This is a genomic window from Rhodococcus sp. PD04, assembly GCF_035918275.1.
Lineage (GTDB): Bacteria > Actinomycetota > Actinomycetes > Mycobacteriales > Mycobacteriaceae > Rhodococcus > Rhodococcus rhodochrous.
The window spans coordinates 1,751,178-1,769,853 of record NZ_CP142143.1; the positions used below are offsets into that span (position 1 = coordinate 1,751,178).

13 protein-coding genes are annotated in these 18,676 nt (G+C 70.2%); 7 read left to right on the forward strand and 6 right to left on the reverse strand.

The window, feature by feature from the left end:
* The first annotated feature begins 107 nt into the window (after window positions 1-107).
* The gene (locus U9J23_RS08070; protein WP_059383655.1) at window positions 108-1,292 is read left to right on the forward strand and encodes a thiolase family protein; all 1,185 of its coding nucleotides are present in this window, start codon (window positions 108-110) and stop codon (window positions 1,290-1,292) included.
* A 77-nt stretch (window positions 1,293-1,369) separates the two neighbouring features.
* Here U9J23_RS08070 and U9J23_RS08075 read toward each other — a convergent pair whose 3' ends face one another.
* The 3 genes from U9J23_RS08075 to U9J23_RS08085 are packed head-to-tail and all read right to left on the reverse strand — an operon-like array spanning window position 1,370 to window position 8,264.
* On the reverse strand, window positions 1,370-5,626 hold the full coding sequence (locus U9J23_RS08075; protein ID WP_326602248.1) for a TIGR02680 family protein: 4,257 nt from the start codon (window positions 5,624-5,626) through the stop codon (window positions 1,370-1,372).
* On the reverse strand, window positions 5,623-6,753 hold the full coding sequence (locus U9J23_RS08080; protein WP_272268955.1) for a TIGR02678 family protein: 1,131 nt from the start codon (window positions 6,751-6,753) through the stop codon (window positions 5,623-5,625). Before U9J23_RS08080 ends, U9J23_RS08075 begins: the two co-directional genes overlap by 4 nt.
* On the reverse strand, window positions 6,750-8,264 hold the full coding sequence (locus U9J23_RS08085) for a DUF2397 domain-containing protein (RefSeq protein ID WP_272268954.1): 1,515 nt from the start codon (window positions 8,262-8,264) through the stop codon (window positions 6,750-6,752). The genes U9J23_RS08080 and U9J23_RS08085 overlap by 4 nt, the downstream gene beginning before the upstream one ends.
* Before the next feature lie 175 nt (window positions 8,265-8,439).
* Here U9J23_RS08085 and U9J23_RS08090 point away from each other — a divergent pair, with 175 nt between their 5' ends.
* Window positions 8,440-8,928: a MarR family winged helix-turn-helix transcriptional regulator gene (locus U9J23_RS08090; protein WP_272268953.1), complete on the forward strand. Its 489-nt coding sequence runs from the start codon at window positions 8,440-8,442 to the stop codon at window positions 8,926-8,928.
* On the forward strand, window positions 8,921-10,711 hold the full coding sequence (locus U9J23_RS08095; RefSeq protein WP_326602251.1) for an AMP-dependent synthetase/ligase: 1,791 nt from the start codon (window positions 8,921-8,923) through the stop codon (window positions 10,709-10,711). Before U9J23_RS08090 ends, U9J23_RS08095 begins: the two co-directional genes overlap by 8 nt.
* Before the next feature lie 75 nt (window positions 10,712-10,786).
* On the opposite strand, the gene malQ is transcribed toward U9J23_RS08095, so the two are convergent.
* The gene (gene malQ, locus U9J23_RS08100; RefSeq protein WP_085469572.1) at window positions 10,787-12,910 is read right to left on the reverse strand and encodes a 4-alpha-glucanotransferase; all 2,124 of its coding nucleotides are present in this window, start codon (window positions 12,908-12,910) and stop codon (window positions 10,787-10,789) included.
* 61 nt (window positions 12,911-12,971) lie between these two features.
* Between malQ and U9J23_RS08105 the strand changes: the two genes are divergently transcribed.
* Window positions 12,972-13,487, forward strand: coding sequence for an O-acetyl-ADP-ribose deacetylase (locus U9J23_RS08105; protein WP_059383723.1), 516 nt, complete (start codon window positions 12,972-12,974; stop codon window positions 13,485-13,487).
* Between the two features lie 5 nt (window positions 13,488-13,492).
* Here U9J23_RS08105 and U9J23_RS08110 read toward each other — a convergent pair whose 3' ends face one another.
* Entirely contained in the window at window positions 13,493-14,926 is a 1,434-nt protein-coding gene (locus U9J23_RS08110; RefSeq protein WP_059383661.1) for a T3SS (YopN, CesT) and YbjN peptide-binding chaperone 1, read from the reverse strand.
* A 149-nt stretch (window positions 14,927-15,075) separates the two neighbouring features.
* Between U9J23_RS08110 and U9J23_RS08115 the strand changes: the two genes are divergently transcribed.
* Window positions 15,076-15,282, forward strand: a complete 207-nt coding sequence (locus tag U9J23_RS08115) for a hypothetical protein (RefSeq protein ID WP_202400096.1) — start codon at window positions 15,076-15,078, stop codon at window positions 15,280-15,282.
* Window positions 15,283-15,331: 49 nt separating this feature from the next.
* Here U9J23_RS08115 and U9J23_RS08120 read toward each other — a convergent pair whose 3' ends face one another.
* Window positions 15,332-16,366, reverse strand: a complete 1,035-nt coding sequence (locus U9J23_RS08120; protein ID WP_326602257.1) for an alpha/beta hydrolase — start codon at window positions 16,364-16,366, stop codon at window positions 15,332-15,334.
* 341 nt (window positions 16,367-16,707) lie between these two features.
* On the opposite strand from U9J23_RS08120, the gene U9J23_RS08125 reads away from it, so the two are divergent.
* Window positions 16,708-17,022 carry a non-ribosomal peptide synthetase gene (locus tag U9J23_RS08125; protein ID WP_225623759.1) on the forward strand — a complete coding sequence of 105 codons (315 nt, stop codon included), beginning with the start codon at window positions 16,708-16,710 and terminating at the stop codon, window positions 17,020-17,022.
* Between the two features lie 93 nt (window positions 17,023-17,115).
* Window positions 17,116-18,654 carry a carboxylesterase/lipase family protein gene (locus U9J23_RS08130; RefSeq protein ID WP_059383663.1) on the forward strand — a complete coding sequence of 513 codons (1,539 nt, stop codon included), beginning with the start codon at window positions 17,116-17,118 and terminating at the stop codon, window positions 18,652-18,654.
* Window positions 18,655-18,676 lie beyond the last annotated feature (22 nt).

The following is an 18,676-nucleotide window of genomic DNA, read 5'->3' on the forward strand; positions in this document are numbered from 1 at the left end:
GTGCCGTAGCATCGGTCGGACGCTTCGGGAGGACGCCTTCCCGAAGAGCCGAGCGCTCGGCGGTGCCGGCGCGTGGACCCCAGGTGTTCGACCAGATTGGACGAGAAATGACCGCTCCGGAACGCATCGTCATCGTCGACGGCGCACGCACCCCCGTCGGTAGCTTCGGCGGCGCACTCAAGGACGTACCCGCGCACGAACTCGGCGCCACCGCAGTCCGTGAGGCGCTGCAGCGCGCGGGTGTCGCAGGTGAGGACATCGACGAGGTCGTCATGGGCTGCATCGGCCAGGTCGGTGCCGACGCCTACAACGCCCGTCGCGTCACCCTCGCCGCCGGACTTCCCGTCTCCACCCCGGCCCTGACCGTCAACCGCCTGTGCGGCTCGGGTCTGCAGGCCGTGTGGTCCGCGGCCCAGGAGATCCGTTGGGGTGCCGCGGAGATCACCGTCGCCGGTGGCGACGAGAGCATGTCGCGCATGCCGTTCTACGACTTCGGTGCCCGCAACGGTTACAAGCTCGGCAACCGCGAGCTCGTCGACGGCACCGTCGGCATGCTCACCGATCCGTTCAGCGGACTGCACATGGGCGTCACGGCCGAGAACGTCGCCCGCGAGTACGGCGTCAGCCGCGAGCAGCAGGACGAGTTCGCCCTCGAATCGCAGCGCCGCGCCGCCACCGACGCCGCGAAGGCCGCCTTCGCCGAGGAGATCACCCCGGTCGAGATCGGTGGCCGTAAGCCCGTCACCGTCACCGAGGACGAGCACCCCAAGCCCGACACCACGCTCGAGGTGCTCGGCAAGCTGCGCTCCGCCTTCATCAAGGACGGCACCGTCACCGCCGGTAACGCCTCCGGTATCAACGACGGCGCAGCCGCGCTCGTCCTGGCCCGTGAGTCGGTCGCGCGCGAACGCGGCCTCGGCGCCTCCGTCGTGCTCGAGTCGGTCGTCACCGCGGCGATGGAGCCCGAGCTGATGGGTTACGCCCCGACCCTCGCCCTGGTGAAGCTGTTCGAGCAGAACGGCCTGACCCCGGCCGACATCGACACCGTCGAGCTCAACGAGGCCTTCGCCTCGCAGGCCGTGGCGGTGGCGCGCGACGCCAAGCTCGACCCGGAGAAGACCAACCCCTACGGCGGTGCCATCGCCCTGGGCCACCCGGTCGGCGCGACCGGCGCGATCCTGACGCTGCGCGTCGCCAAGGACCTGATCCGTCGCGATCTCGAACTCGGCGTCGTCACCATGTGCATCGGTGGCGGACAGGCACTCGCCGCGCTGCTGCGCCGCGTGTCCTGATCCGGGCGGGTTTCGAAGGACCGACAGTGGTGGGAGCGATACGTATCGCTCCCACCACTGTCATGTCTGCAGCTCGGTCATGTCTGCAGCTCGGTGAGCGGTCGGAGTCGCCGGACGCGGCCGTCCCAGTGCACGCGGGTCGTCACGGCCGCACCGTCGGCGAGTCGCCGGACCTCGTAGACATCCAGCTCGGGCACCTCCGGCACACAACCCCACAGCGCGTGCCCGGTCATGACGAAGTCGATGTCCTGCCGTACGAGCAGACCCATGAGTTCACCGATCGTCGGGTCGTCGATCTTGGCGAACGCGTCGTCGAGCAGCACGAGCCGCAGTGCGGTGCCGGTGTCGGGTAGGCCCGAGAGATAGCCGTCCGCCGCCGCGAACAGCGCCACGTACGACACGAACCGGGTCTCGCCCTGGGATATCTTGGCGCGCGCGGAGATCCGCCGCTCGCGGCCCGGTTCGGGACCGAGAATCGTCACCTCGACCTCATGCCAGCGCCGATAGTCCAGTGCCTGCGACAGGTGCTGCGCGTAGCCGGCGGACGGATCGGCGGCGTGAGCGGATTCCACCCGGCGCCGCAGCATCCCGACCAGGTCGGAAGCGTCCCCGGGTGACCGTTCGCTGGCGGTGAGCAGCTGCGTCAACCGCGCCGCGTCGGCGTCCTCGCCGCCGGGTCGCCACTCGATCCGCACGCCGATCCCGTGCGTCGTGCGGCTGTCGGCGAGACTGTCGTTCATCGCGGCGATCACCTGTCGCGCCCGCTCGATCCGCCGACGCAGTTCGTCGGCCACACCGCCGAGCACGAATCCCGTGAACACGTCGTGCTCGCGTTGCGACAGTGCCCGTCGGCCGTCCTCGACCTGCCGGGTCAGGGCGACCGCGACACCCGCAGGCGTGGTGTCGTCGCCCGCCCCGGCGATCCGGACGCGATGGGCGCCGTGCGTCACCGTGTGCTCGATGTCGAACCGGGCCGTGATGTCGCGATCGAACTGCTGCAGCGCGACCAGCATCGCGTTCTCGTCGACTCCCGTGCGCGGCGGCAATGCGGCCAGCAGGGTACGGGCCACCGAGAGCACGTGATCCGGATCCTCGAGGTGGACGGGAGGTAGAAGCGCCGGGGCAGACGCGGCGGAGTCCGGGCCGGGATCCTCCTCGAGCGCAGCGCGCAGTTCGGGCAGCTGCAGGTGAGCGGCGAGCAGTTCGGCGGCCGCGGCGAGTTCGTGACGATCGCGGTCGAGCCGTTCGCGTGCGGCCGCACACCGCTGGAGCACCTCGGCGACGGCACGGCCGAGATGGTCGCGATGGGCGACCGTGCGTCGGTACTGCTCGTCGGCGCGTGCCCGTTCGGCCTCCGAGTCGCGCAGTTCCTGCGCCAGATCGGCGGCGTCGACGTCGACGGCCGCCGTCTGCGCCGCGACCACCGCGGCCTTCGCGTGCCATTCGTAGCGGCACGACTCGGCGATCTCCTCCGCGTCGACCCGCTCGGCGGTGGCCTGCGCACACCGCTCGGCGGCATCGGTGAACCTGGCGTGGGCAGCGAGGACGTCACCGAGGTCGCGTGCCAGCTCGGTGCACAGTGTGTCGGCGGACGCACAGCCGGCGACCAGCGCCTCGAGTTCCGGAATGCCGCCGGGCACGCCGAAGTGCTCACACGCTGTGCGGTGGGCGTCGAGTTCGGCGGTCCAGCGAGCACGCAGGGTCGTCGCCCGCTCGCGCAGTTCCACCGCGGTGTTCGCCGCTGACCGCACACGCGCGTGCGCGTACCGACGTCGTTCGAGCGCGGCGCGCATGGCATGCGAGGTCGGCGCGGTCGACAGATGCGCGTCGATCTCCGCCCGCCGGTGCGCCGCGTCCGGATAGTCGACGCGCAGCTGGTCCACCGCCAGGTCGATCCGGGCGAGTTCGGCGCGGATCTCGTCGAGACGCACACGACGGGCCGCGATCGCGGCCTCCCGGGCCGGCCTGCCGATGCAACGCGGAGTCTCGGCCGTGTGACGTCCGCGCAGAACACCGTTGTGCCAGCGGCCGTCCCGCGAGACCGAGGCCACCGCTGTGGCGTCCTCGAATCCGATCGTGCTGAGGACCGCCTCGATCGCCGGGCGCGGGACGTCGGCCTCGGGGTCCGGGCGCAGGACCGTCGACAGGGGCTGCGACGGTGGTTCGCCGCGCGGCGAGACGAGGACCTGGCCGCCCAGTGCGCGCAAGCGGCCCTCGCCGTCCACCGTTGCGGTGAGGAAACCCGCGGCGAGCAACGCAGCCTCGATCCCGGCGCGGTCGTCGTCCCCGAGCGTGTCGACGAACTCGACCGCCCGCCACAGGGGAACACCGTCGGTGCGAACGTGCCAGGGCGCCTGCTCCGGTCCCTCGCCGACAGCTTCGAGAACCGCCTGCTCCCGGACGAGATCTTCACGCGCGGTCCGCGCCTCGCGTTCACGGCGCTCCCGTTCGGCGGGGGCACTGTCGAGGTCGCTCAGGGCGGATCGAGCGGCCGCTGCGGGCAGCGAGTCCAGCTCCGCGAGTGCCGAATCGAGGTCGATGTCCTCGGAGTCCGTGTCTGCGGGGCCGGCGGGGCCGGAAAAGCCGGCGGGATCCGTAGGAGAGGCATCGATCAGTGCGTCGAGCTGCGTGGACAGTCGGCGCATCAGGACGACCCGATCCCGGTCGAGTTCCGGCAGCAGAGCCGTCGTGCGGTCGGCGGTGATCCACTCGCGCCACCGATGCTGCAGACCGGCGGCGGCCGCACCGACACCGGCATCCGTCTCGGCGGCGTCGACGGCACGCTGCTCGGCGTCGCGGGCCGCGCGGTCGGCCGCCGCCTCGGCTTCCCGGACGGCGTGCGCGGCCGCGTCGAGACGACGCGCCTCGAGCAGTCGCCGACCCGCCTGGTCCTGTCGGCGGCGGATCGCCTCGGCGGCACGGAGGACCGCATCCCGGACCTCGTCGACGTGCCCGGCGTCGAGGGAGACCGTCGCGACGACCGGCCGCACCACCTGCTCGGTGGTGTCGTCGATGCCGGTGCGCACCGGTTCGAGCACCGCGGGTGGACGGTCGACGGAGAAATGCAGCGTGGTCGGCACGGTGTCGTGCGGAAGACCCACCGACAGCAGCTCGCGACCTGCCGTCACGAGCCGTCGCGCGGCACGCGTGATCGAGCAGGTCAGGTCGTCGAGAACGCGGACCGCGTGGTCGGCGTCGCGCCGCTCCCGCAGACGGCTGCGATCGGCGGCAGCGGCCGCGTGGTCGGCGGCGCGCCGGAGCGTATCGACGGCGAGCTGGCGCTGCGCGAGATCGTCCGCGGACCGGAACATCGCGTGGGTCTCGAGTCCGCGGATCGCGCGGTCGAGTTCGGCGACCTGGTCGCGGCGCTCCTTCAGGCGGGTGTCCGCCGCGGCGGCCTGCGCGTCGAGGTCGGCCGCCTCGGCTTCCGCGACCGTGAGTGCGCGTCGCGTCTCGACGACCCGTTGTGCGAGGTCGCGGGCGGTCTCGGCGTCGGCGCGCAGCAGATCCGCCGCGTACTGCCGGTACACCTCGTGGAACTGCAGCACGTGTCCATGCGCCGTTTCGAGACGGAGCTGCTCCTGGCGGGTGTCGCCGAGCAGGTCGAGACGACCTCCCGCTTCGGCGAGCATGTTCTCCGTCAGCGGTGGCAGCGCGTCCGACAGGATCTGGGGGAGGCGCCCCTCGTCGATGCGGTGGCCGACATCGGGTGAGCGAAGGGTGTGCAGCAGCTGCAGGAGGCCGTCGTAGCGTTCGCGTCCTGTCTCCCCGTGCAGTCCGAACACCAGCCTCCGCACGGTCTCGCGATGCCGCTCCGGATCACGGGTGAGATTGTCGGCTCCGACGAGGTCGGCGAGTCGCTCCCGTGAGAGTGGGATGCGGGCGTCGTCGACGAGGTGCAACTCGGTGCCGACACGCAAGGATGTCGTGAAGAAGTGCACGTCGCTGCGACGGGCGTCGGCGCGGTACCGGATCTGCGCTCCGACGGTGAGATGTCCGCTGGGACGCGCCAGTTCGAGCCACAGATAGCCGACACGGTCGGTGGTGTCCGAAGCCCCGGTGCGCATGAGTTCGTCCAGATCGACCTTCGCGGCGCCCGTCGCGTCCATACGCCTGCGGTCGGCGTCGAGCAGGAAGGGCAGCAGCATCTCGAGGGCGCGGGACTTCCCCGATCCGTTGGTGCCGCGCAGGATCATCCGTCCACCGGACAGGACGAACTCGACGTCCAGGTAGTGCCAGACGTTCACGATGCCGGCGCGGTGGAGACGCCAGCGATCCGGGAAACGGGGTGGAGGGCTCTCGTCGAGGGCGGAGGGGTCGGACGAGTGGGTCATCGACACGTGCTTTCGGCGGGGACGGGACGGTAGCGGGCGGAGGGGGCGGTCAGTTCGAGTCCGTTCTCGTGCGGGCGCGCCAGCCCGAGCCGGACGAGCAGAGCGACGACATCCCGGCGCAGGAGCGCGAGATCGCGGACGTAGATGCTCTTCCAGGTGCGGGAACGCGCGGCGGCGAGGTCGGCGAGAACCGAGTCGAGGGTGTGGACGTCGACGTGCAGCGTGGCCGCTGCCGAGTCGCCGAACCGTTCGGTGAGTTCGGCCAGGAGCAGCAGGCAGGCGTGCTTCAGGGTGCCCGACCCCGGGAACGCCTCGTCGGTGAGTACACCGGCCGGGTCGTACGCGAGCGCGCCCTCGGCACGCACCTCGAGGACGAGACCGAAGTCGTCCTCCAGCATGCGGGCGAGCTCGTGCCGGTCGCGGGCGAGGATCGTCGTCGACTCGTCGTCCAGTGCGTCGCGCGCGACGAACGGATCCTCGACGAGCCTGCGATACAGGCGGCGGGCGGCGGGTTCGTGTTCGTGACGGGCGAGTGCCGCTGCGGGACCGGGCATCCCGTGCAGCGGAATGTCGAGCAGATGGGGAAGCAGGTCGCGGTGGACGTCGAGATGCGGCCCGTCGCCGGTCGCCTCGTCGACGTGACCGGACTCGGTGATCACGCCCCATTCCTCGAGGACGCGCAGGGCCGCAGCGAAGTTCCGCTCCTCGGACACCGGGTCGCCGAACACGATCCCGATCTCGCGCGCATCGGCGCGGACCTGCTCGAGCAGGTCGTCGACGGACACCCTCGCACCGGTTCCGGGCTCGATCAGTGCCGCGCACACCAGCGCGAGACACGCGTAGGTGGTCGCGCCGAACTCGGTACCGTCGGCGTGCCGGAGCGCGCGGTGCGGTGACGTGGACCCGAGCGGTGCCTTGGTCAGACGGGCGAAGGTCGGTTCGACGACGAGCCGGTATCCGAGGCGATCGGCGAACATGGACTTCAGGGCCGGGGCATGGCGCCGAACGAGGTCGAAGGTCTCCCGATCGCTCGCCGCGGTGACGATCGGTTGCTGCAGCAGTGCCCGCGCGGCGTCCCGCCGACCGGAGACGTCCCCCGACACCGCGCTCGCGTACGAGGTGCTCACGGGGCCACCGCGCTGTGATCGAGCGGTGCCGTGGCCGACGTGCGCAGCGAGAAACCGTGCACGGTGAGATCACCGTCGGGGGAGTGCACCACGGTGTCGGCGCCCGGCTCCGCCGTCAGCGACAACCCGAGATCTGGATCGTCCATATGCACCGGACCGTCGGTGGTGCGGTGACCCGCGAGCGCAGCGGCGAGGACGTCGAGCAGGACGTCGAGCGCCTCCGGCGACAGATCGGCTCCGTGCAGGTCGCCGGCGGCACCCAGCTCGGCGACGGCGTCGGAGCGTCGGCGCGACTCGCGCCGGGCGAGTTCGTCGGCCCGGACCCGGCCGGGCAGCGAATCGGGGAGACGGCCGACGGCCCCGCGGGACGTGTGGTCGCCGCGTTCGCGCAACGACACGGGCACGACGACGGGATCGGCCCGCCACCACGACGTGCCCGCACCCACCCGCGGGTCGGTCTCGTCGGGGCCGAGCAGCAGGTGCCGGCTGGGGAAGGCGCCGAAGGTCGCGGCGAACAACCGGTGGGCCTGTTCGTCGGACGACTCGGTGAACCACCGGGCCAGGCGCAGGAGGTCTGCGCGGTGTGAGAATCCCGGTGTGGTCGTCGTGATCCGTCGCGTGCGCACGAGCAGCCGGTTCAGGGCCGACGCTGCTGCCTCGCGCATGCGTCGCGGGCCGGCGTCCTCGGCGTACCACTGCGCCAGTTCGTCCCAGTCGGTGCGACTGCGACCGGGGGACCGGTCCGGGACGGTGTTCGGCAGGCCGGACTCGCGCAACACGGCGAGCAGGAGGTCCAGACGCGGCCCCATCCGGTCGAGCCTGCCGGCGACGAGAGGCGCGAGACGCTCGACGTCCGAACCGACGACATCGACGTAGTCGAGGAGCAGGTTCTTGGTCTCGGCGTAGTCGTCGACCACGTCCGCGCGTTCGCGGTCGGAGAAGTGTTCCAGACGACCCAGGATCTCGGCGAGGTGCGAGTAGAAATCGGCGACGCTGTCGGCGAACAACCGGTGGTGCGCGAACAGGGCGGTGACATGGGCGGCCAGTTCGTCCCGGTCGGGCACGCTCCCGTCGTCCACCAGCAGCTCGTCGATGCGGGAGAGCTCGTCGGCGACGCAGCGGAGCGACTCGCGTGCCACGCCGCGCACATCGTCGGAGGTGGTGAGGAGCCTGCCGGCCTCGCGGTGTACCCGCAGCCCGGCCGGGGTCGGCCGGTACCGGGCGCGGACGTCGGTCGATGCGGTCTCGGGGGTACTGCGCCGGTGCGAACCACCGCCGTCGGTCCCGCCGCTCGTGAGTGCGAGATTGCCCCACCGGACCAGGCTGCGGCACCGGGCGTCGACGACCGCGATGTCGAGTGCCACGCCACGCCGCGCACACGAGGCTGCGATGTCGTCGGCGGACAGATCGGCGAGCAGGAGGTCGGTGAAGCAGTCCATCACCGCGAGGTACTCGTCCGCTTCGTCGGCGACGAGATGGCGGAACAGGTCGCGACCGGTGTGTTCGCCCATCCGACCTCTTCTCCCGAGTGCTGACGCCGTACGGACAGACAGGCTAGCCCGGTGAACGCCGGGTGGGGCGGGCGAGTTCACCGGGTGTGCCCACGGGCTGTGAAGAGACAGACCGGAAATCGGCAGGACACCGCGCGGATTCGTGCCCTGCCTCACTCGCGTTTATAGTTGCCCTGTGCAACACAATCGGCAGGCCCGGCGGCCGTCCGCGGACGGCGTTGCCCGCGTATACGAGGAGTTCGAGCTTCTCGTGCGCTTCCTGACGTCCGGAACACGAACGCAGGACAGCGGACTCTCGCTGGTCCAGCATTCGCTTCTCGGCTTCATCTCCCGAAATCCGGGCTGCCGCGCCACCGACATATCCGAGGTCTTCGGGGTCCACCGCTCGACCGTGTCGCGCCAGTTGCGTCACGCCGTCGATGCGGGCTGGGTCGAGGCGGAGACGGGTCCGGCACGCGCCGGACATCCGCTCCGGCTCACCGACCACGGAGCGACAGTTCTCGAAGGTGCGATCGTGCGTCGTCTCGACGACGTCCGTGCCGGCCTCGAGGGCTGGGACGAGAACGAACTCGAACGCTTCGTGGATCTCCTGCGCCGCTTCCGCGCAGGAATCGATTCCGACGACCGGACTCCCGACCAGAACGATGGAGATTGCAGTGCGTGAGTACTCGACCCCGGCCCCGTTCACCATCGGTGACGACGAATCGGTCGTCCACACGGTGTTCACCCATGCGGAGAAGACTCCGCACCGCGTGATGTACTCCCGGCCGCAGGGGGACGACTGGGTCGCGGTCACCGCGCAGCAGTTCGCCGACCAGGTGAAGGCTGTCGCCAAGGGCCTGATCGCCAACGGTGTGCGGCCCGGCGATCGTGTCGCGCTGCTCTCGGCCACCCGCTACGAGTGGTCGCTGTTCGACTACGCCATCTGGACGGCCGGCGCGGTGTCGGTACCGATCTACGACTCCTCGTCCACGGAGCAGATCCGCTGGATCCTCCAGGACTCCGAGGCCGTCCTCGCCGTCGTCGAGACCGCGCGGCACGAGAAGCTCTTCGTCGACATGCCCGACACCCTCCGTCGCATCCTGCAGATCGAGGACGGCGCGGTGAACACGCTCGCGGCCGACGGCGCCGACGTAGACGACGCCGAGATCACCACGCGTCTGGCCGGAATCCGTTCCGGCGGCCTGGCCTCCCTCGTATACACCTCGGGAACCACCGGGCGTCCCAAGGGCTGCATGCTCACCCACCGCAACTTCCTCGCCGAGGTCCGGTCGATCCTCACCTCGGACGTCGGTATCGTCGCCAAGCCCGGCAACCGCGGCCTGACCTTCCTGCCCCTCGCACACGTGCTGGCACGCGCGGTGTCGCTCGCGCTCTTCGAATCCGGCACGGCGCAGGCGCACTGGGCGGACTTCTCGACCGTCTCCGCGCAGTTCGCCCGGTACTCGCCGAACATCATCCTCGGTGTGCCGCGCGTCTTCGAGAAGGTGCGCGACGCGGCAGCGGGCAAGGCGGCGGCCGGCGGACCGGTCAAGGCGGCGATCTTCGGTTTCGCGGAGCGCACCGCCATCGCCTACAGCGAGTCGCTCGACCACGGCGGCCCCACCTTCACGTTGAAGGCAAAGCGCGCCCTCGCCGACAAGCTGGTCTACTCCAAGCTGCGCGAGGCCATGGGCAACGAGTGCTGGTACGCGATCTCCGGCGGCGGTGCCCTGAGCCCCCGCCTCGGCCACTTCTTCCGCGGCGTCGGCGTGCCGATCTACGAGGGCTACGGCCTCACCGAGACCACGGCCGCACACAGCGTGAACACGCCCGGCGCGCAGAAGATCGGCACCGTCGGACGTCCCATGGGCGGGAACTCGGCGCGCATCGCGGACGACGGCGAGATCGAGCTGCGCGGCATGGTCGTCTTCGACGGCTACTGGCGCAACGACGAGGCCACCGAGGGTGCCTTCCACGACGGCTGGTTCCGCACCGGCGACCTCGGCTCGCTCGACGAGGGCGGCTACCTGTCCATCACCGGGCGCAAGAAGGACCTCATCATCACCGCCGGCGGCAAGAACGTCTCGCCCGGGCCGATCGAGGACCGCATGCGGTCGCACACCCTCGTCTCCCAGGCCGTCGTCGTCGGCGACGGACGCAGCTTCGTCACCGCGCTGGTGACCGTCGATCCGGAGGTCTTCGAGAACTGGAAGACCGAGAACGGCAAGCCGACCGGTGCGACGATCGCGGACCTGCGCCACGATCCCGCGCTGCGCGACGCGGTGCAGACCATCGTCGACGATGCCAACACCCTCGTCTCGCACAGCGAGGCGATCAAGAAGTTCGTCATCCTCGACCGGGATCTCACCGAGGAGTCGGGTGAGCTCACGCCGACGCTGAAGATCAAGCGCAACGTCGTCACCGAGCGTTTCGCCCACGAGATCGACGCCCTGTACGCGAAGTGACGCCCTGAGGCGTGTTACTCGAGCAGCGACCGCCGATCCGGGATCCGGATCGGCGGTCGCAGTGTTCGTGACGCGTCACTCCACCGGTGAGGTGTCTCCGGAGACCGCACGGGCCAATCTCGCGAATCCGTCGTGGTCGACGAGATCCTCGACGAGGACGACCTTGCCGCGGGCATCGGCGAGCGGGACCCGCCAGTTCGGGTACTCGTCGACCGTGCCCGGCTGGTTCTGGCTGCGGCGCTCACCGGTCACATCGGCCAGCGAGATGCCCAGCAGCGCAGACGGACTCGCTGCGATCAGCCGGTGCAACGCCTCGACCTGCCGATCGACGTCGGCTTCGCCCTCGTCGAGCAGTCCCCGCTCCACCGCGAGCGCCAGAACCGAGTCGCGTTCGGCGGCCGCATCGGTGAGTTCGGTGTCGAGATCGCCCTCGAGCAGACCGAGTTCCGATCGCAGCCGGATGTGGTCGCCCGCCAGATATCCCGCCGTGGGCGCGAGGTCGTGCGTGGTCACCGACGTCAGGCACAGGGAGCGGTAGGTCTCCGGCCCGCGCGGGGAGTCCTCGTCGCGTTCGAACCACAGGATCGACGTCCCGGCGATGCCGCGCTCGGCGAGATACTCCTGCACCCACTCCTCGAAGACCCCGAGGTCCTCACCCACGACCACGGCACCGGCGCGGTGCGCCTCGAGCGCCAGGATGCCGACGAGTGCCTCGTGGTCGCTGCGGACGTACGCGCCGTCGGCCGGTGACATCCCCTCCGGCACCCACCAGGTGCGGAACAGTCCCAGGATGTGATCGGCCCGGACACCACCCGCGTGCCGCAACGCCGAGCGCACCACATCGCGGAAGGGGATGTATCCCAGCTCCGCGAGGCGATCCGGCCGCCACGGCGGCTGATTCCAGTTCTGGCCGTTGCGGTTGAAGTCGTCGGCGGGGGCACCCACCGTGACGCCCGACGCCAACGCATCGCCCAGCGTCCAGGCGTCGGCGCCGTGCGGACCGACGCCCACGGCGAGGTCGTGCACGATGCCGATATCGGAACCTGCTGCGAGCGAAGCGGTTTGGGCGTTGGCGAGCTGTTCGTCGCACAACCATTGCAGCCACCGGTGGAAGTCGATCCGCGAGGCGAGCCGCTCGCGCAACCGGGCGACCTTGGGGTCGTCGGGACTCGGGGCGCGCGACGCCCACCGGTCGGCGCGGTCGCCGAACTTCTCGTACAGCGCGCACCACAGCGCGAAGTCGTCGAGCGCCTGCCCGCCCTCGGCGCAGAACGCCTCGTACCGTGCCCGTCGGGCGGGGCCGAGCGGCACCCGGTACACGCGCTCGAGGACGTCGAGCTTCGCGCGGAAGGTCGCATCCCGGTCGAGACGCCGCGCCTTCCGATTCGCCTTCGCCGCGCGCTGTGCGTGATCGTCGAGTTCCTTGCGGTGCTTGGCGGGCAGATAGGCCGTCTCGGGGATGTCCTCGATCCGCAGATACAGCGGGTCGACGAAGCGCCGCGACGACGGCAGATAGGGCGACGGTTCGTGCGGGGGCACGGGTTCGGCCGCGTGCACGGGGTTGATGAGGACGAAGTCGCCGCCGTAACCGGCCGTGATCGCCGCCAGATCGGCCAGGTCGGCGAAGTCGCCGATGCCCCACGACCGGCGGCTGCGCACCGAATAGATCTGGGCCGCAAGGCCCCAGCGCTTCTTCTCGAGCAGCCGGTCGGCGGTGGACAACCGGCGCGGGGTCACCACGAGGACCGCGGTGGCCTCGATGTCGTTGCTGCGGGCGTGCACGACGTGCCAACCGAGGGGCAGGCGCGGAACGGCGAAGGTCGCGCGGCCCACGAGCCGGCCGTCGACGGTCCGCGGGTCCACCCACACGTCGCGCTGCTCGACGTCGACCTCCTCGCCGTCCTCGGTGACGACCCACACCGCGACCGGGTCGCCGTGCGGCACGTGCACCGGGAACGTCCGGTTCTCGCCCTCGACGACCACGAGCGCGGGCGGGAGCATGCTGCGCCACGGACGGTCGTCGACGTCGGCGAGCGATTCCACGACCTCGTCGTCCGTCCGGGCAGGGACGTCGAGCGCGGCGAGTACACGCCGCAACGTCTCGTCGGAGACATCGTGGTCGCGTCCACCCCACCCCGTGTAGGTGGTGGTGATGCCGTGCTTTCCGGCCAGTTCGCGCAGCTTCGCCGAGGACGTCACGGTCCTGAATCATGCCAGCAAAACGACTCGGGGGCAGCGCGCGGACCATATGGTCGACAGGGTGACCGCTCTCGACATCGCGCACGGCGACATCACCACCATCGCGGTGGATGCGATCGTCAACGCCGCGAACTCCTCCCTGCTCGGAGGCGGGGGAGTGGACGGTGCGATCCACCGGGCCGGCGGCCCGGAGATCCTCGCCGCATGCCGCGAACTCCGCGCGACCTCGCTACCCGACGGACTCGAACCGGGCCGTGCGGTGGCGACGCCCGCCGGTCGCCTCCCGGCGCGGCGGGTGATCCATACCGTGGGCCCGGTGTGGTCGGCGCACGAGGACCGCTCCGGAATTCTGCGCTCGGCCTACCGCAACAGTCTGCTCGTCGCGCAGGACCTCGGCGCCCGGACGGTGTCGTTCCCGCTCGTCTCGGCCGGTATCTACGGCTGGCCCCTCGACGACGCCGCCCTGCAGGCCGTCACGACGATCCGGGAGACGCAGACGGACGTGGAGACCGTCGTACTCGTCGGGTTCGGCGACGCCGCCGTCGACGCTCTCCGGCGCGCCGTCTCCCGGACGTGATCGGTTCAGGAATAGTCGCCGAAGCCGTCGAAGAGGGTCGGTTCGTCGGGGTTGTCGAACAGCGCGGGCTGCTCGGGCGACGCCTCCCGGCCGGCGCTCGAGCGCGACGCGCGTGATCCGGCCGAATCGGTCCCCTCGCCCTGTTCGAGGAACTGGAGGGCCTCCGCGAGCGAACGGCTCGTCGCCTCCCATTCCAGTGCCCGCGCCCGTGCCTCGCGAGCACCGTCGGTGTTGAGCGCCGCCTCGCGGGTCTGCGACTCACCGTCCCACCACACCTGCAGCTCGGTGCTGATGGTGAGGAACCGTCGCAACTGCTCGGGATTGCGATCGCCGATCGCCGCGACGGTGCTGGCGGCGACGTCGGCGGCACCGTCGAGATGGAAGTCGCGCACCGCGAGCAGGGCCACCGGAAGATCGTCCTCGGCGTCGGGCAACTGCGAGACGTCGCCCCAGGGAGGATCGGCCGCCCCGCCCGTCGCACCGTCGAATCCCTGATCGCGCAGCAGCGAGCCACCGATATGGGTGGCGAACGAGCTGTCGACGGTGTCGAGGAACTGGGTGATGGTCTCGAGCGATCCGAGCAGGTGCGCCGGAGCGAACGGCGCGGCCGGAACATGATCGACGATCGCGAGGCGGTCGTCGACCAGCACGAACTTCAGGTGCGGCCACCGGCGGTTGAGATCGACGCAGATCTCGGCGGCCCGCGTACGTCCGGTGATGGAATGGACGATCGGTGCGAACAGGTCGACGGTGCCACCACCAGGGCCGACACCGACGAACACCAGCACCCCGGCGATCCGCAGGACGAGATCGCCGTCCTCGTCCCAGGCGGGAAGATCGTCGATCTGCTCGTGCAGGGTGGATTCGATCAGTTCGCGCACATGGTCGTCGCCGGTGGGGACGACCGCGAGCGGGACCTCCGGGGCCTGGGTGCGGTCCGCCTGGGGTGTCTCGGGCACGAGGAACGAGGTGAGCTCGGCGACCGAGCGCTCCGTTCCGAACGTCTCGGCCCGCAGGAAGAGGGGGTGGGGAACACCCCACACCGAACGAAGTGCACGCACGGCGATGACGGCGAGCTGATCGGCCCAGCTGCCAGGACGATCGATCCAGAACGCCGGGGATCCGCCGTCCTCCGGATCGTCCGGTCCGCGGGAGGGCGCCTGCAGCCCGAGTTCGAGGAGCATCTGCTCGTCGACCGGGGTGAGGTGCCGGTCGGGGGCGAGGTGTGCGTTGGACGGGACCTCGCAGCGGACGAGCCGGTCTCCCCACGCGTAGAACTGCACGCACGGCCCGGCAGGGCCACCGGCCTCGTCGGTGAAGGGTTCGAGGACCAGGCCGTCGCCGTCGCACATGGCCGCGACATGGTCGGCCAGGCGCGTGCGGAACTCGCGCCAGGCCGCGTCGACGTCCTGGTCGAACCGGGTCTGCGCGTCGGCCATGATCGGACCCCCTTCTCTGTGCGGTCGAGCCGAGAGAAAGACTAGTCGCCGGCACCGACAGGCATTCCTCCGCTGGGTCGCACGAGCGACGGCTTGCCCAAGCGCACGGTTCTCGGCCTGCGACGGCCCGCCGAGGTGTTCCGATCCCGGTGAACGAAACCGTGTCGATCCGTCCGGAGGTGCCCGACCATCGACGCATGATCGACGCCATCATCCGTCTCGTCCGGACCCTGCCGGCCCGCATCCCCGCAGGACGGTCGGCCGATCCGTCCGTGTGGCCCGTCGTCGTACCGGCCGGAACACCCGAATGCACCACGGATGCCGTGGCGGACTATGCGATCCGGGTCTCGATATGACCGTGCTCGCCGGGGCGGGCTCGAGGGCAATGGCGTCGGGAGGCGGGTCTCACCGCAGTTCACGCACGAAGCGGCCGATTTCGGCGAGCGCGCGGCCGCTCTCCGGGACGATCCCCGCCGCGGCCTGGAAGACGTGCACCTGTTTCTCCCACACCTGGAGTTCGGTGGAGACGCCGGCGAGTTGCAGCCGCCGGGCCATCAGCTCGGCGTCGACGTAGGTCATCTCCTCGGATCCGGTCTGGATGAGTGCGGGAGGCATCTCGGACAGGTCGAGATCGACGGGGGAGGCGACCGGCTCGGCGCCTTCGCCACCGAGGCGCTCGGCGCGATCGACGAGGGTCGACAGGACGCCGACGGCGCGTCGTGGGAAGACGGCGCACCGGTGCGAATTGGGATGGTCGAGCTTGCCCCGCGGGTCGAGATCGGTGAGGGGTGACAGGGCGACGGTGCCGGCCGGACGGCCGATGCCGAGGCGTACGGCTTCGTGGGCGACGGCGAAGGTGAGGAAGCCACCCGCGGAGTCCCCGGCGATCACGACACGCTCGACCGGGTAGCCGTGTGCCACGAGCCAGCGCAATCCGTCGAGCCCGTCCTCGACCGCGCGCCGGATCGGATGGCGGGGCAGCATGCGGTAACCGACCGCCAGAACCGGCGCGCCGGTTGCGGCGGAGATGCGGGAGACCAGATGGCGGTGCGTGGTGAGCCCGCAGCACAGGAATGCGCCACCGTGCAGGTACAGGACGGCGGTGCTGTCGATACTGGCCCGGACGGCGGTGCCGTCCGTACCGACCTGTGCGGCCGGGGGTGCGGCACCCGGAGCCCACAGCAGTTCCGCCGGGCACGTCGGGAGATCGACCCGCCGGCGGTGTGTGCCGGGTACCGGCACGAGTGGGAACGCGAGGCGGTCGATCACCGACGCCGGCCAGGGGACGGTCGGCGCGTACGACCACGCCTCGATGAACGGCCGCACGGTACGACGCACGGAGAAGGACAGGGCACGGGACTGAGTGCTCACCCCCGCGAACTCGCGCGTCGTGGCGCGGTGCGCGGGCAGAGGGAGCAACTCGGCGTGGGCGACGCTCACGACCGGCACCTCCTCGGTCTGCCCGGAGTCGTGGTCGGACCCGGTCGGGGTGGCTGCACGGACTTCGGATTTACGAGGATACGCCCGTTCATCCAGGTCGCGAGGGTTCGCGGAGCAATCGTTGTGGTCCTGGTCTCAGGGTGATGATTCCGGGTGAAGGTGGGTTCTCGGCGATGTACCTTCTGTCAGGTACCGGCAGTGCAAAAAGTTTTCCGGACCTTCTACACATTCCGTGCTTTTCGGGCCACACTGACTGTATGTTTCGACTGCGGCGCGCGGCCCGGCGTCGCTCCTGGGGGACGAACGAAGGCGAGATGTTGCGTAAATTCGACGTTGCAAGCATGAGTGCCGACGAGATCACCGCGGAGAACCTGCCCCGGATGGTGGCGGACGCCGCGGCATGCGAGCCCGACCGGATCGCCGTGGCGCACGGCGTGGACACCACCACCTACGCCCGGCTGCACGACGAGGTCGTCAAGCTCGATGCGGCCATGGGGATCCTGCTCGGAAAGGCCTCGCTCGTGCCCATCGCGCTCGCGACCGTCTTCCCGGCGCTCGCCGACTCGGCGCGCGGCGACCTGCGCGACGTACTCGACGCACTCGTGATCGATCTCGTCGACTGTGTGGCCCCCGAACCTCTCTCCGCAGCCGGCTGACAACCGACCCGGCATCCACCATCATCGAATCGGTAGGTCGACGAACGAAGTGAACGGTACTGCACGGCGGTACCGACCGGGGTGGGAGGCCACGTGGAGGACGACACGCTCACCGTCGCCTGCAAATACGGCGAGGTCCGCGGATATCGCGACGGCGGGGTCTACGTCTGGAAGGGCATCCCGTACGCGGCCCCGACCGGTTCCCGGCGGTTCCGGTCGCCGTTACCACCGGAACCGTGGGACGGCGTCCTCGACGGCGCACGATTCGGACCGATCGCTCCGCAGAGTCGGCAGAGTCCGATCGGGATCGAACCCGAGATGACGTTGAGCGAGGACTGTCTCTCGCTCAACATCTGGGCGCCGCCGCCCGACGGCCGCCGCCGCCCCGTCATGGTCTGGATCCACGGGGGCGCCTACATCATCGGATACTCGGGTCAGAAGATCTACGACGGCCGAATCCTGTGCGAGAGCGGCGATGTCGTGGTCGTCACGATCAACTACCGGCTCGGTGCGCTCGGTTTCCTCGATCTGTCGTCGTTCTCCACACCCGATGCCACCTTCGAATCCAACGTCGGTCTCCGGGACCAGATCGCCGCCCTCGAGTGGGTGCGCGACTGCATCGCCGACTTCGGGGGCGATCCGGACTGCGTCACGCTCTTCGGGGAATCGTCCGGTGCGGGGTCGGTCACCACACTCATGACGGTCCCGAAGGCCGAAGGCTTCTTCCATCGCGCGATCGCCCAGTCGCCGCCCGCCACCTCGGTGTACGGCAGCGAACGTGCCGCGACGGTCGCGCAGCGCTTCCTCGAGATCCTCGACCTACCGCCGTCCCGAGCCGCCGAACTGCTCACGATGTCGACCGACACACTGGTCGAGGCGTCGGAAGTGCTCGTCGCCGAGACCCCCACGAAGGTGCCGGGAACGCTCGCCATGACCCCGGTCGTCGATCGCGACCTGGTGCCGAAGTATCCGGTCGCTGCCTTCCAGAAGGGGCTGTCGCACCGGATCCCGCTGATCATCGGCTCGAACAAGGACGAGCCGTCGATCTTCCGCTTCATGAAGTCGCCGTTGATGCCCGTGAACGATACGGCCGTGCAAGCGATGTTCAAGGCGCTGGCCGACGACCGGACGGATCTGCCTCCCGAGCGTCTCGCCGAGATCGTCGCGGCGTATCCCGACCTGCCCAAACCCGCCGGAGCGATGGCACTCTCGCGCGATGCCGGTTTCCGGATGCCGGTGCTGTGGGTCGCCGAAGCGCACAGCGCGCATTCGCCGACCTGGGTGTACCGCTTCGACCACGCCACCCCGATGCTCAAGGCTGCGCGGATCGGTGCCGGGCACGCAACCGAATTACCTTACGTATTCGGTAATTTCGGCACCCTCGGTCGGGATCCGACCTTCTGGCTCGGCGGCCGCAGGTCCGCCGGGGAGGTCTCCGGGCGTGTGCAGCGGCGCTGGCTCGCGTTCGCGCACCACGGCGTGCCGGCGGCGCTGGACGGCTCGAAGCACTGGCCGCAGTACGAGGTGGAGGAACGTTCGACCCTGCTCATCGACTCCACGGACAGGGTCGAGTCGGATCCGGACGGCGAGATGCGCCGGGTCTGGGGCAGTCAGGTCATGGCCTTCACCTGAGCGCACCCCGAAGCGCCGAGCA

Excerpts from the sequence above, each read along its gene's own strand:
- U9J23_RS08070 (WP_059383655.1), top strand. The coding sequence starts at position 108 with ATGACCGCTCCGGAACGCATCGTCATCGTCGACGGCGCACGCACCCCC.
- U9J23_RS08075 (WP_326602248.1), bottom strand. The coding sequence starts at position 5,626 with ATGACCCACTCGTCCGACCCCTCCGCCCTCGACGAGAGCCCTCCACCC.
- U9J23_RS08085 (WP_272268954.1), bottom strand. The coding sequence starts at position 8,264 with ATGGGCGAACACACCGGTCGCGACCTGTTCCGCCATCTCGTCGCCGAC.
- U9J23_RS08110 (WP_059383661.1), bottom strand. The coding sequence starts at position 14,926 with ATGGCCGACGCGCAGACCCGGTTCGACCAGGACGTCGACGCGGCCTGG.
- U9J23_RS08125 (WP_225623759.1), top strand. The coding sequence starts at position 16,708 with ATGAGTGCCGACGAGATCACCGCGGAGAACCTGCCCCGGATGGTGGCG.